Annotated in this window: 16 protein-coding genes; 7 read left to right on the top strand and 9 right to left on the bottom strand. The window is 61.0% G+C overall.

Features of this window, described 5'->3' with window-relative positions; all coding sequences use genetic code 11:
* Positions 1 to 74: 74 nt before the first annotated feature.
* The gene (locus BQ8482_RS30970) at positions 75 to 674 is read right to left on the bottom strand and encodes an HD domain-containing protein (RefSeq protein WP_123151061.1); all 600 of its coding nucleotides are present in this window, start codon (positions 672 to 674) and stop codon (positions 75 to 77) included.
* Between the two features lie 220 nt (positions 675 to 894).
* Between BQ8482_RS30970 and cysE the strand changes: the two genes are divergently transcribed.
* A complete protein-coding gene (cysE, locus tag BQ8482_RS30965) occupies positions 895 to 1743 on the top strand; it encodes a serine O-acetyltransferase (protein WP_123151060.1) in 849 nt (282 codons plus the stop codon).
* Between the two features lie 151 nt (positions 1744 to 1894).
* Positions 1895 to 2098 (top strand): DUF3126 family protein, encoded by a 204-nt coding sequence (locus tag BQ8482_RS30960; RefSeq protein WP_013531334.1) that lies wholly within the window; start codon positions 1895 to 1897, stop codon positions 2096 to 2098.
* A gap of 114 nt (positions 2099 to 2212) precedes the next feature.
* Here the strand turns inward: BQ8482_RS30960 and BQ8482_RS30955 are convergent, their stop codons facing one another.
* Positions 2213 to 2944, bottom strand: coding sequence for a hypothetical protein (locus BQ8482_RS30955; protein WP_123151059.1), 732 nt, complete (start codon positions 2942 to 2944; stop codon positions 2213 to 2215).
* Between the two features lie 161 nt (positions 2945 to 3105).
* Here BQ8482_RS30955 and BQ8482_RS30950 point away from each other — a divergent pair, with 161 nt between their 5' ends.
* Together BQ8482_RS30950 and BQ8482_RS30945 are read left to right on the top strand one after the other, a co-directional pair.
* Positions 3106 to 3450, top strand: a complete 345-nt coding sequence (locus BQ8482_RS30950) for a DUF6949 family protein (protein ID WP_123151058.1) — start codon at positions 3106 to 3108, stop codon at positions 3448 to 3450.
* 19 nt (positions 3451 to 3469) lie between these two features.
* A complete protein-coding gene (locus BQ8482_RS30945) occupies positions 3470 to 3997 on the top strand; it encodes a gamma carbonic anhydrase family protein (protein ID WP_123151057.1) in 528 nt (175 codons plus the stop codon).
* 52 nt (positions 3998 to 4049) lie between these two features.
* On the opposite strand, the gene BQ8482_RS30940 is transcribed toward BQ8482_RS30945, so the two are convergent.
* A complete protein-coding gene (locus BQ8482_RS30940) occupies positions 4050 to 4643 on the bottom strand; it encodes an ankyrin repeat domain-containing protein (protein WP_123151056.1) in 594 nt (197 codons plus the stop codon).
* An 89-nt stretch (positions 4644 to 4732) separates the two neighbouring features.
* Positions 4733 to 4975, bottom strand: coding sequence for a YjiS-like domain-containing protein (locus BQ8482_RS30935; RefSeq protein ID WP_123151055.1), 243 nt, complete (start codon positions 4973 to 4975; stop codon positions 4733 to 4735).
* Here BQ8482_RS30935 and BQ8482_RS30930 point away from each other — a divergent pair.
* Complete coding sequence (locus BQ8482_RS30930; RefSeq protein ID WP_244603050.1) at positions 4897 to 7161, top strand: BTAD domain-containing putative transcriptional regulator; 2265 nt, start codon at positions 4897 to 4899, stop codon at positions 7159 to 7161. The genes BQ8482_RS30935 and BQ8482_RS30930 overlap by 79 nt on opposite strands.
* Positions 7162 to 7293: 132 nt before the next feature.
* Here BQ8482_RS30930 and BQ8482_RS30925 read toward each other — a convergent pair whose 3' ends face one another.
* The 5 genes from BQ8482_RS30925 to BQ8482_RS30905 form a co-directional block, all read right to left on the bottom strand.
* Positions 7294 to 7854, bottom strand: coding sequence for an ankyrin repeat domain-containing protein (locus BQ8482_RS30925; RefSeq protein WP_165848791.1), 561 nt, complete (start codon positions 7852 to 7854; stop codon positions 7294 to 7296).
* 140 nt (positions 7855 to 7994) lie between these two features.
* Positions 7995 to 8267, bottom strand: coding sequence for an HNH endonuclease (locus BQ8482_RS40775; protein ID WP_425294153.1), 273 nt, complete (start codon positions 8265 to 8267; stop codon positions 7995 to 7997).
* Between the two features lie 465 nt (positions 8268 to 8732).
* Entirely contained in the window at positions 8733 to 9341 is a 609-nt protein-coding gene (locus tag BQ8482_RS30915) for a transglutaminase-like cysteine peptidase (RefSeq protein ID WP_123151051.1), read from the bottom strand.
* Between the two features lie 266 nt (positions 9342 to 9607).
* A complete protein-coding gene (locus BQ8482_RS30910) occupies positions 9608 to 10225 on the bottom strand; it encodes a PilZ domain-containing protein (protein ID WP_123151050.1) in 618 nt (205 codons plus the stop codon).
* 135 nt (positions 10226 to 10360) lie between these two features.
* Positions 10361 to 10999 (bottom strand): PAS domain-containing protein, encoded by a 639-nt coding sequence (locus BQ8482_RS30905; RefSeq protein ID WP_123151049.1) that lies wholly within the window; start codon positions 10997 to 10999, stop codon positions 10361 to 10363.
* 437 nt (positions 11000 to 11436) lie between these two features.
* Between BQ8482_RS30905 and BQ8482_RS30900 the strand changes: the two genes are divergently transcribed.
* Together BQ8482_RS30900 and BQ8482_RS30895 are read left to right on the top strand one after the other, a co-directional pair.
* On the top strand, positions 11437 to 12177 hold the full coding sequence (locus tag BQ8482_RS30900; protein WP_123151048.1) for a rhomboid family intramembrane serine protease: 741 nt from the start codon (positions 11437 to 11439) through the stop codon (positions 12175 to 12177).
* A 103-nt stretch (positions 12178 to 12280) separates the two neighbouring features.
* Entirely contained in the window at positions 12281 to 12712 is a 432-nt protein-coding gene (locus BQ8482_RS30895; RefSeq protein ID WP_023798170.1) for a CBS domain-containing protein, read from the top strand.
* Positions 12713 to 12763: the final 51 nt, after the last annotated feature.

Here is a 12763-nt window from a genome sequence, read left to right as displayed (position 1 = left end):
GTGGGGGAGATGTCCGGCAGGACAGAGGGGGGCGCTGTCCCGCCGGCATTAAAGGTTCTGCACCGCAGCAGCGCTCATGCCTCAAGCGCCTTTAGCGAGCGCGCCATGTTTTGCCGAGCCTGAGCTTCAAACCGCCGCCGGAATTCCTCGGTGTGAAAGATATGCGGGCGGGCGAGGAAACTCTTCAAAACAGCACTGCGACCGGCACGCCACATCGGCTCCCCCACCCAGCCATATTCGCGGCGAACCGCCTGTTCATAGGCATCGAAGGCATCAGGGCTCGCACCCAGGATCGCCAGGTCCATGTCGAGGAACAGCGCTGCGTCGCGAACGGCATTCTCGTCGTCAAACTGCGGCAATTCATGCGTCGCGGTGGCTGATATCATCGCCGTGATACGGCCGAGGCGCTGCGCATCCGTGCGGCCGGCGAGCTTTTTCTCGGCAAGGGCGGCACTCCTGGCTTCGTTGTCCTTGGCCCGACTGTCATAGATGGCGTCATGAAACCAGATCGCCGCCTCGACCGCCTCGGGGTCGTGCAGGGATGCCCTATAGCCGTCGGCCAACGCCAGCATCGCCTCAATATGGGCAAGGCTGTGATAGTGGCGGGCGTCGGCCCGATAGAGCGCGGAAAGCTCGTGCTTCAGCGGCTCGTCGATCAAGGGTTCGTTTTCCATGGCCGCTTGAATTTCCGTGAACCAAATCCATTTGACAAAGCACTAAGGAAAATTGAGTTCAACCGTGCTATGATCTGGCTTATAGAGCATGTCACCCAAAAGTGCGCAGCGGTTTTGGCACATGTGCATCGCCTGACTCATTTTGATCGCGATACGCATTGTGCGGCCGGAGAATAGGCAAGCCGCCAAGCCGGAGACACCAAATGGCCGGAGACCATTGATGAACAGCGTTACGATTGCCCGCCCGACCATGGTGAAGCCGATCGACCCGATCTGGCGCTCGATCCGCGACGAAGCGATGGAGGCGGTCAACCGCGATCCGCTGCTGGCGGCGTTCCTCTATTCGACCATCCTCAACCAGGAAAGCCTGGAGGAGGCGGTCATCCATCGGCTGGCCGAGCGGCTCGCCCATCAGGATATCGGTTCCGATCTCATCCGCCAGACGTTCAAGGCGATGGCAGCCGACGACAACGACTGGTCGTCGACGGTGCGTGTCGACATCCAGGCCTATTACGACCGCGATCCGGCCTGCGACCGCTTCATCATGCCGGTGCTCTATTTCAAGGGTTTTCATGCCATCCAGACGCACCGGCTGGCGCATTGGCTATGGAACCAGGGTCGCCAGGATTTCGCGCTCTACCTGCAGAGCCGGTCGTCCTCGGTGTTCCAGACCGACATCAACCCGGCCGCCCGCATCGGCAAGGGCATCTTCCTCGACCACGCCACCGGCCTCGTCGTCGGCCAGACGGCGGTGATCGAGGACGACGTGTCGATCCTGCACGGCGTGACGCTGGGCGGCACCGGCAAGGCCGGCGGCGACCGCCATCCAAAGATCCGCTACGGCGTGCTGATCGGCGCCGGCGCCAAGATCCTCGGCAACATCGAAGTCGGCCATTGCTCGAAGATCGCGGCAGGCTCGGTAGTGCTGTCGCCGGTGCCGCACAACAAGACGGTTGCCGGCGTGCCGGCCCGCGTCGTCGGCGAGACCGGCTGCGACCAGCCTTCGCGGCAGATGGACCAGCTTTTGCCGTCGCAGTCGATGGACCACGTCGTCAGCTTCGATATCTGATTTCAAGTCCGCGGGGCGGGCAATCGAACTCCGTTTGCCGGCTCCGCCGCCTGTCGGTTCTCGCATATCCGGTCGGCTTGCCTTTACATCGCCATTGTCGACGTGCCAGAAGCGCGCTCAAACGAGCAAGACCGACGATCGGAGAAGACTTTTGAAGCCGGACGAAATCAGAAAGCTGGACGCCTATTTCAAGCGCGTCTTCCAGAACCCCAAGCTTGAAGTGAAGGCGCGGCCGCGCAAGGACGATTCGGCCGAGGTCTATGTCGGCGACGAATTCCTCGGCATCGTCTTCAAGGACGAGGACGACGGCGACTATAATTTCTCGATGGCGATCCTCGACATCGATCTGGCCTGAGCCGGGGATTCGCGGTTACCGGCAGGCGCCCGTCATCCCTGGGCGGAGAAAGGGGCTCCGCCGTTTGCGATTTGCCCCCAAAGCGCGTCGCATAATCCCTTCAGACACAATGCGTTAGCGCCCGGTCTTCAGCATACGCGCAGCCTCGGCGGCGATGGCTGCGTCGAGCGCCTGCCAGTCACCCAGAAATTCCATGGGAAAGCGGTAGGTGAGGCTGAGATTGTCGCCGACCAGAATGTCGCGTTCGCAGGGCGCCAGCGATTGCGCAGCACTTGGGCCGCTCAGGCAGCGGGCCACGAACGGGTCCTTGCCCCGGCGATTGGCAACTGCCAGCACCTCGTTGAAATAGCCTGATTTTTCACTGAAGCCGTAAAGCGTCGTGCCGCCCGGGCCGGGCGTGCCGGGCTGGACAATCAGTGCGCTGTAGATCGGCGCGAAGCGCCCGCTCATGTCACGCGACATGACCTGTCCTTCGAACGACAGAAAGATAATCCTCTTGCTCGATCCGGTGTGGTTGAAATCGTTGCGGGCGGCCTCGCTGTAGCCGTCCATCTCGGGATAGCGCAGATAGAGGTCGAGCCGCGAGGCGATGCCGTCGCGCCGGGCCTGGTCGAAGCGGATGACATTGGCCGGCACGGCGATGACGTTGTTGCCGATCACCACCTCGTGGATTGTCGTGTCGTCGGTGTATCCGGCCATGGCGATCGAGCGGCCAAGCCATTTGCCGCCAAGGCTGATCGCCACCGAAAGCATTGCCAGCCCCGCGAACACGTAGAACACCCGCTTCATCAGCTTGGAATCGACGACGGTGAGTTGCGGACCGTTGGCGGTGGCTGTCTGCTTCATCGCGATCCCCAATTTCGGCCGCCTGTCCCAAGATGTCCCTGGGTGTCCCCCGGGGACGTCCCTCGTGGGTGTCTTTAGGCGGCACATGTGGCGCGGCACGGCTCTTGCAACGGCGCCTGTCGAACACGACTGTGCGATTTCATGGTAAATGGAAGGTAAAGATGGGTCCGGTCGAACACACACTCTTTGCTTTTATGGTTGGGCTGACGGCGTGCGGCCTGGCCGGATCGGCTATGGAGCTGATATCAGGCCGCCGGCTTGCCTTCGTCGAGCCCTATGTGTCGCCGGCGCATGTGCTGCGCTCGCTCTTCGCGACGGCCTGCGCCGGGCCCCTGATGTTCGCCAACGAAGCCCTCCACGCCTGGCGGCAAGGCCGCATTTCCGCCCCGGCGCTGATCTCTTGCGGTTGCACCGCTACGGTCTGGGCGTTGGCGTTGGGCGTCGTGCTGATCGACATTGCATCCCGAGCGGGCATTCTCCTAGGTTCGGCTGATTTTTCAGCGTGAGACGATTCGGAGGCGAAAAATGCCGCTCTATGCGATCGACGGAAAGGCGCCCGGTTTCGAGGACGCGGACAGCAACTGGGTCGCGCCCGACGCGACATTGATCGGCGATGTCAGGGTCGGCCGCAATGCAGGCTTCTGGTTCGGCGTCGTCATCCGCGGCGACAACGAGCCGATCGTTATCGGCGCTGATACCAATGTGCAGGAGCACACGGTCATGCATACCGACGTCGGTTTTCCCCTGACCATCGGGCAAAGCTGCACGATCGGCCACCGGGCCTTGCTGCATGGCTGCACGATCGGCGATAACAGCCTGATCGGCATGGGCGCCATCGTGCTGAACGGCGCGAAAATCGGCAAGAACTCGCTGGTCGGCGCCGGCGCGCTGGTCACCGAAGGCAAGGAATTCCCCGACAATTCGCTGATCATCGGCTCGCCCGCGCGGTTGATGCGAGTGCTGGACGATGCCGCGGTCGCAACGTTGCGCCATTCGGCCGCGCACTACGTCGCCAACGGCAAACGCTTCAAAGCGGGACTGACGAAGAGCTGAGGCCAGCCTTGCTCAAATCTTCGGCTATGGTTTCACCGGCATCGTCCCCAACTCACCGTCCATTGGAGCCGCGCCTGGTCATCGCATCGCGCAGCAACGAAGCGCCGGCTTCAAAGCCGGCATTGTCGGCGTCCTCGAGGGCCGTCGTATAGTCGTCGATGCGGGTTTCGAGCGATGGGTCGGCGCCCGCCGCCAACAGCAGGCGGATGGCATCGACGCTACGGATGGCGACCGCATAGTGAAGCGGCGTCCAGTCGTTTACGCCCCGCATGTTGAGGTCTGCGCCACCATCGATCAGGATTCGGACGATTTCCAGTCTGTCAGCCCGGTCGGTGGACAGTGCCGCAATGATTGCCGGAAAACCGCCGTGGTGGTGATAGTTCGGGTCCGAGCCCGCATCCAGTAAGATCGAGATGAAAGCGGTGGGACTCCAATAGATCGCATGCTCCAGTGGATGCCCAAGGCCGAGTTCAAAGGGCATCTGCTCGTCGAACCAGCCGGGTGAGCCGCCGAGAGCCACACCGAGGCCCTCGAAGTCGCCCGCCTTGAACGCGTCATCGATGGCCTTGAACAGGCGGTGGCGCTCGCATCGATCTTCCGGGATTTCCAACATCGCAGCGATCCGGAGATTTGAATTGGCCGCCATATTGCTCCCATCCGCCGCTGCCTGAAAGCCTCATGGGCGGGTTGCGATCGGAGGGCAGGTCGATAGCTTTGCGCAGTGGTACCCCGATCTTATCTCATCGACATCAAGTTCGTGATCAGACCTGCCTTGATGTCGAGTGCGGGTCGATGGGCCTCCGGATGACCGATGTCGTTCAGCTGATCGGGCGTCAAGTCGGCTAGTGCCCTGCGTCTTGCGACGGTCCGTCGCCATCCCCTGAAGGCGGCGATCATTAGTGCTATGCTTTTCCTGCTGGATCCAAACAGGCGTTTTTTCGACGCGCTGCGGCCGGTGCGAGTTTCCGTATGAGCCATTTCTAGTCTCCCATTCGTTGTTTGTGGGTGGGGAGCGTGCCACGCGGGTGTTTTCGGGCTGTTCGGCTGTGCGTGAAAAGAACGGAAAAGTCCGACGAGCTGCCGTTAAATCGGTGTTAAAACTATCTTCTGAAATGTATTCTGCCGCGGCGGTCAAAGTCTGGAGACCATCTGTGCGCATCAGGTTGCTGGGCGGCCTCGAGATTACTTCGCCGGAGCGCCGGCCCGTCCGTTTCGCCACGCGTAAGACTTCGCTGCTTTTTGCCGCCCTGGTGCTGGCGGGCCGCCGCGGCCACCGTCGCGAGCAGCTTTCCGAAGCCTTTTGGCCGGGACGAAGCAATGGCCAGGCCCGCAATAGTTTGCGGCAAGCGCTGGTCGACATCCGGCGCTCGTTCCCGACCAGCAAGGATGCCACCGTCTATATCGACGGGGATCAGGAAGCCGTCGCGCTGATTGCCGGTCCGGATGACGCGGACATTTCGATCTTCGACCGGAAACTGGAGGAGGGCCGAGCGACGGATCTCGCCTTCGCCGCCGACCTCTACCGCGGTGGCGTGCTTGCAGGGGAAGCCATTCCTGAGGAACTGGATGAGTGGTTTGGACCCTATCTGAACAGGTATCAGCGCAAGGCGCTGCAGTTGGTGGATCGGCTGAGCCTCGCGCTGCCCATACCCGGCTCGACGGAAGAGACGGCCTGCGAGGGGCTCGCGGAGAGATTGCTCGCCTCAGATCCAACCGCGGAGGCCGCCCATCGGGCGCTGATCCGGATCCACGCGCATCGCGGCCACGAAAACGCGGCCTTGCGCCAGTTCGAGCTTTGTCGGGCTGCCCTGAAAAAGCAGCTGGATGCGGAGCCGGAGGCGCAGACAAGCTCACTGGCGGCTTCGCTGCAGTCCCGCGAACGAACTGGACATCAGCGGCCGGGGCCAAGCTCTGGCATCGCGGCGCCGGCGCAAGTGCTGGCAGCCCCAACGAGACACGATGATCGACCGTCGGTGGCAGTGTTGCCGTTTCAAAATCTGAGCGGCGATCCAACGCAGGACTATTTTGCCGATGGCATTGTCGAGGACATTATCACCGTCCTGGCTCAATTCCGCCATTTGTTCGTCATCGCCCGGAACTCGAGCTTCACGTACAGGGAACGGGCTGTCGACATTAAGCAGATCGGGCTGGAGTTGGGCGTCCGCTATATCGTCGAGGGAAGTGTGCGGAAAGCGGGTGAGCGCCTGCGCATCACCGGACAACTCCTCGACGCTTCGAGCGGCCTCCACCTGTGGGCTGACCGTTTTGAAGGTACTCTAGCCGAGGTTTTTGATTTTCAGGACCAGATCGCCTCGAGCATAGTCGGCGCGATCACCCCAAAGGTCGAGGAGGCGGAAATTGAGCGCGCCAAGCGCAAGCCGACTGAGGACCTCGACGCCTACGACTATTATCTGCGCGGGTTGGCGTCCCACGACCGATCGGTCAACACCAAGGAAACCATGGATGACGCTCTGCGGTTCTTCATGAAGGCGATCGGCTGTGACCCGGTGTTCGCTGCCGCCTATGCCCGGGCGGCGCGCTGCTATGCGGCGCGAAAGAGCAACCGCTGGATGATCGATCGCTTAGAAGAGACTGCCGAGGCGACCCGACTGGCAAAGAGAGCGATCGAACTTGGATGGGACGATGGAATTGCCCTTTCGTACGGCGGATACGTGCTCGGCTATGTAGGCGGCGATGTGGAGGAAAGCGCGGCTTGCATCGAACGTGCGCTTGGCCTGAACCCGAACTTGGCTGCGGCGTGGGGTTACAGCGCCTGGGTTCAAGCGTGCTTAGGTGAGCCGGAGAAAGCCGTCGAGCGCGCCGCGCAGGCAATGCGCCTCAGTCCGTTCGATCCTCGCTTTTTTGTTTGGGAATTTTGCACCGCGCTCGCTCACTTTTGTGCCGGGCGCTACAACGATGCTGCTGAGTGGGCGAAAAGGTCTTTGCGCTCGCAACCAAACTACGCGAGTGCGACGCGTGTGGCGACGGCAAGTTACGTCTTGGCCGGTCGGCTTTCGGAAGCCGAGAAGATGATGGCTCGCCTGCGCGAACTCGATCCTACGTTGCGGCTTTCGAATCTCGCCGAGGTGCTGCCGCCGTTTTATCGACCGGACGATCGCAGCAGATATATCGAAGGCCTTCGCAAGGCGGGCCTGCCGGCCTGATATCCGTGTCAGCGCACTTCGGCCGCGCACTACGTCGCCAACGGCAAACGCTTCAAAGCGGGACTGACGAAGACCTGAGGCCAGCCTTGCTCAAATCTTCGGCTACATGGTTCACCGGCATCGTCGCCCAACTCACCGTCCATTGGAGCCGCGCTTGGTCATCGCATCGCGCAGCAACAAAGCGCCGGCTTCAAAGCCGGCATTGTCGGCGTCCTCGAGGGCTGTCGTATAGTCGTCGATGCGGGTTTCGAGCGATGGGTCGGCGCCCGCCGTCAACAGCAGGCGGATGGCATCGACGCTCCGGATGGCGACCGCATAGTGAAGCGGCGTCCAGTCGTTTACGCCCCGCATGTTGAGGTCTGCGCCACCATCGATCAGGATTCGGACGATTTCCAGTCTGTCAGCCCGGTCGGCGGAGAGTGCCGCAATGATTGCCGGAAAACCGCCCTGGTGTTGATAGTTCGGGTCCGAGCCCGCATCCAGTAAGATCGAGATCAAAGTGGCGGGGCTCCAATAGATCGCATACTCCAGTGGATGCCCAAGGCCGAGTTCAAAAGGCATCTGCTCGTCGAACCAGCAAGGTGAGCCGCCGAGAGCCGCACCGAGGGCCTCGAAGTCACCCGCCTTGAACGCGTCGTCGATGGCCTTGAACAGGCGGTGGCGCTCGCATCGATCTTCCGGGATTTCCAACATCGCAGCGATCCGGAGGTTGAATTGATGGTTCATACTGCATCGGTCAATACCCTTGGAAAGCTGGACCGAGCCAAGAGTTTCTGGCTCTGTTCCGATGTCCGTAGCGGCCGTGGCCTTCCGATGGATCGTCTGACGCTACATCATTTCAACAAGTGGTGACACCTGAGCGGATGCCATTTCCGGGCCCTTACTCGCTTTCGGACGTGCCGCTGGTACGTGGCCGGCGATAGCACTTTACCCATTCGATGCCGGGTTAGATTGCAAAACTTGCACGCCGCAACAAGGTTCTCTTGTCTGTCCTCGCCGCCGTCCATCCGGGGGTTCAGATGTTCCGCGGTGCAGCGGAAGCGGTCGAGCGATCCAACAGGGAGATGATAACGCTCTGAAAACAGCGTCGGGTCTCCATCCCACATCTGAAAACCGCAGTAGAAGCATCGCCAATTTTGCTTCTTGGCCTGCACGGTTCTGAGTTTTGCTAATTTGTTTGAATTATTCATTTCACACATCCTTTTGCTTCATCAACATGAAGCGGATGTGCAGCAACCTGTAAGCGATTGCTCCTTATTCAGAAGGGACAAGCCCTCGCACTAGACGGCACCCGTAAGAGTGCCACTCCGCAGTATTAAAGCGGTAGATGCCGAACTTGAGATCGGCTTCCATACAGTCACCAATTACGGATCCCAGACGAACTAGAGAACGTCTCCACGATTCTTTCAATAATTCAAAATTTGGCAACGCTCAAGTCGAGTTCTGCTATCTGGGCTTCTTCGGGTCTCCCCCGAAAAAGTGGAGCCGGCCCGGGGACGGGGCCGGCTCCTAAAACCCGGTCGTTGGGGACGGGGAGTGTGGGGACTCGACCGGGTTTTTGCGTCGCGTCCTTAGCGGACGCTGGCGACCGCGTCGGAGCGGCCGTCGTTGATCGTTACCCAAGCGCCCGAATTCTGGCTCGATTGGCGTTTCAGGTAGGTGTACTCGGTGGCGGTCCAGGACAGCACCCTGGTTTCGAGGTTGTCGAGGATGAACTCTCCGAGGCTGGTGCGCACGGTCAGCACCGCGTGACCGTCTCCGTTCGGCTGGCGCGCAACCGTCATCAGCAGGTCGCCGGCCGGAACGCCGATGTTCATCAACGCGCGACGCTTTTCCAGCGCATAGTCCTCGCAGTCGCCGAAGCCGCTGTTGGGATAGGACCAGATTTCTTCCTTGCCCGACAGTTCCATATCGGTGCGTGGCGCGATCCTGCTGTTGACCGAATTGTTGATGCTCACGATCTTCGCCCACAGCTTGCGGGTCAGCTCGACCGGCGCCTGCTTCTGCGTCCGCTGATTGCATTCCAGCGGAATCTTCTGGCAGAACTCGTAATGGCCGACCGGCTGTGTGGTGCGGCTGCCGGTGTGCATGAAGGCAGGTCCCGCTGCATACGCCGTTCCCCAGGCGGTAAGCTGCGTCGCCATTGCCAAGAGCAACAGCTTGCCCCTCGTCTTCTTCATCGTCCAGTCTCCCCGTTTGAGGAGACAATGACACGATTGGATTTATTCGACGCAAAGGTCCGAAGTAGACATTAAGTAAAACGCCTATAGAATAAACATAAAATTTGAATCATTTCAGTATAAAATTGTTGAGGCGGCTTCGCGGGAGTCACATCGGCGCGACGCGGCGCCTTGGCGCGGCATCGGTTGGCAGCCCGCGAAGGCCGGCGCGGGTCAACAAAACCGGCCGAAATGGGCCGGTCGATTGCGGCAATGTGCGCTGTTTGTCAGGTGCCGGACGCGTTGAATTCGGAATCGAGTGTTTCGGGCCGCTGGATGACCGCGAACTCGATGGCGACGCCCTCCTCGAAATGGCGCACCACCTGGCCGCGCATGGTGCCCAGCATGACCTGGATGCCGATCGCCGGCTTGACGTCGATCTCGACCGCGGCGCCCGAAAGCGACAGATCGATGATGCGGCACTGGTACTGGCGCCCGTCACTGAGCTGAAGCACGCTGGTCGGATTGCGCGGCGCCACGCGTTCGTGACGACGGTCTTCCGGCAGGTCGAGCTCGTGCTTGTTGGCAAGCCAGGTCAATTGCGCGGCAAGCTTGTCCTTCTTGCGTTCCGACGCGATGACCGTCATCGCGAAACCGTCCTGCAAAATGCGGGTGACGACGCCCTCGATGCGGCCGATGTGATCGATATAGGCGATGACTTTCTCGCCCGGCATGCCGATGCGTTCGGTGCGAAGCGCTACATTGCCCGGCGACATGTCGACCACCTGGCACGGATGTTCGGTGCGATCCTCCAGCATGAAGCGTCCGTAGATCTTCACGCGGACGCGCTGAAAGTTACGCCTTTCAGCTCGGGACGGCGCGGTGTCGACCGCCGCTGACCTCATGACTGCCTACACCCCGATTGGCATTCCGCGCGTTGATGCGAGGAATTTCGTCGAAAAGCTACAGCAAAGCAGGTTAACAAAGGGGAAAGCCTGACGCTGCTACTTTAGGATTTTGGGCTACTTTAGCGTTCTGGACTATTCACCGCGCCCGCCGTCGAACACGACCAGATGGCGGATGCGGCGCGCCTGGCCGAGCGCCGAAATCGTCTGGGGCGGATCGAGTTCCGACGGGACAAGCGAAGGAACGTCGATGGCCGGCCGGTTCCTGGGGAATTTCGGTTCCTTCTCCGGATCGACGACACGGATTGAATCGATCAGGGCGTCGGCGATCGGATCCGCGCCCAGCCAGAAGGGTTTTTCAGCAGCGCTTATCACGCCGAGGCAGCGCGGATTTTCGACGCCGCCGTCGAGCGGCAGGGCGAGCAGCTCGAACTTGCTGGAGCGGTCGGTGCGGCTGAAACCTTCATAGGTGATGAGCACCACGGATTTCTGATCGAAGACGCCGTGGATCAGTTTTGAGACAAGCCGCTGGTCCTTCTCGCGCCATAGCGAGGGAAAGGAAAACCCCTTGAGCTCACGGCCATAGACAGCGCAAAGCCTGGTGCCGGCGAGTCGGAATACCGCTTCGCCGCGCGTATCCTTTTCCAGGATGAAGGTGTCGGCCAGCAGCGACTTGATGTCGGCTGGCTCGACTTCCGAACGCTTCGGGGCAGGGCGCCCGTCACGCAGCCGGTTCCAATAATGGAACAGCGTGATCGATCCGTTCTGGTTCATGCTATGCTGCTCCGCGCAATCTGTCGTCTGATGTCCCATCGGTGAACAGAAGGGCGCCCTCCGAGGACCTACATGCGTTGCGGAGCAGGATGCGTGCCAGCATCGTTAACACTTGTTCACGGGTCGGGGTCGTTAAGGTTAACAAGTGGTTTACGTTGCGCCCCGCCCACCCCCGTGGCACGCTAAAACCACTCCAGAAGCGGTCGTTTCGCAGCGATCGGCAGCAGTTCAGTCAAGAGTTTGGGGGAGCACGGGGGCTCGACCAGCCGTTCAAGGGCAACCTTGGACGGCTTCTTTTTGATTCGCGCCAATTTTGATTCGCGCCAATTTTGATTCGCCCCAGTTTTGATTTGCGTGGGGCGATTCGCCCTTTGTGAATCGGGTGACCGTGATCTACATGCTCGCGAAGTCGAATCCAGCGACTGAGTGCGAGCCATATGAGCGAACCAGCAAGTCCATCGGAAATCGAACAGGGCAAGGGCGGACCTGTCGGCCGCGAGCCAGTATTCAACATGCCGCCTGTTGTGCTGGCGCTGATCGGCATCTGCGTCGTCGTTCACCTGATCCGGCTCTACTGGCTCACCGAGGACCAGGATTTCTCCCTGCTGATCCGGACCGCGTTCATTCCGATCCGCTATTCCGGTCGCTTCGACCTCGATTTCTACGCGTTTTCGAGCCCCTTCACCTATGCCTTCCTGCATGGTGGCTTTGCTCATCTTGCCGTCAACATGGTGTGGCTGGCGGCTTTCGGCTCGCCGCTGGCGAACCGCTTCGGCGCGCTTCGTTTCAGCCTGTTCTTCGCGGCGACGGGGCTGGCGGCGGTGGTGCTGTTCTGGGCCGTGCATCCGCTCGGCCAGGCGCCGCTGGTCGGCGCATCGGGGGCGATTTCCGGCATGATGGGGGCCGCCGCCCGCTTTGGCTTCCGCACCGACCGCTCGTCCGGCAAGGCCGCCTTCGCCGGCGCGCCGCTGCCGATGGCGGCGGTGTTCCGCTTGCGCGGCGTTGTTACTTTTCTTGCCATCTGGATGGTGATCAATCTCGCCACCGGCCTCGTTGCCTTCGCGCCCGGCATCGAAAGCCAGATCGCCTGGGAGGCTCATATTGGCGGTTTCGTCGCCGGCTTCTTCGGCCTACGCGCATTCGATCGGCGGCAGCAGGCGGATGAGTTCATGGTCTGAGCCTCGCCGCACTTGAAAAGCAATCGATCGCGGCGCACGATGTCTGGCACCATCGAAAGCCGGTCAGGGCAGGAAACCGGCAAGTAAAACTGAGGAGGACGCCATGACGGTTAAGGCAATTCTCGAGCAGAAAGGCCACGACGTGTTGACGCTCGGGCCGAACGAAAAGCTGAGCGAGGCCATTCGCATCCTGGCCGAACACAGGATCGGTGCGCTGGTCATCACCAATGGCGATCACAAGATCGTCGGCATTCTTTCCGAGCGCGACGTCGTGCGGGTCCTCGCCAGGGAAGGAGCCGCCGCACTGGATATCGCGGTGCGCTCGGCAATGACGCCCAAAGTGAAGATCTGCAATGAGAACCACACCGTCAACGAGGTCATGGAGATCATGACCAGTGGCCGTTTCCGCCATCTGCCGGTGGAAAAGGACGGCCTGCTCGACGGCATCGTATCGATAGGCGACGTGGTCAAGCGGCGCATCGAGGATGTCGAGCGCGAGGCCGCGGAGATCAGGGCCTACATCGCGACGGCGTGATGCCTTGTTTCTTCAGCCGGCCGGCTGGATTCGATGTGAAGCGCCAGCTTT

The sequence above is a fragment of the Mesorhizobium delmotii genome (assembly GCF_900149755.1).
In the GTDB taxonomy this organism is placed as follows: domain Bacteria; phylum Pseudomonadota; class Alphaproteobacteria; order Rhizobiales; family Rhizobiaceae; genus Mesorhizobium; species Mesorhizobium delmotii.
Note: the sequence above shows the minus strand (reverse complement) of the source record. Positions and strands in the feature narration are given on the sequence as shown.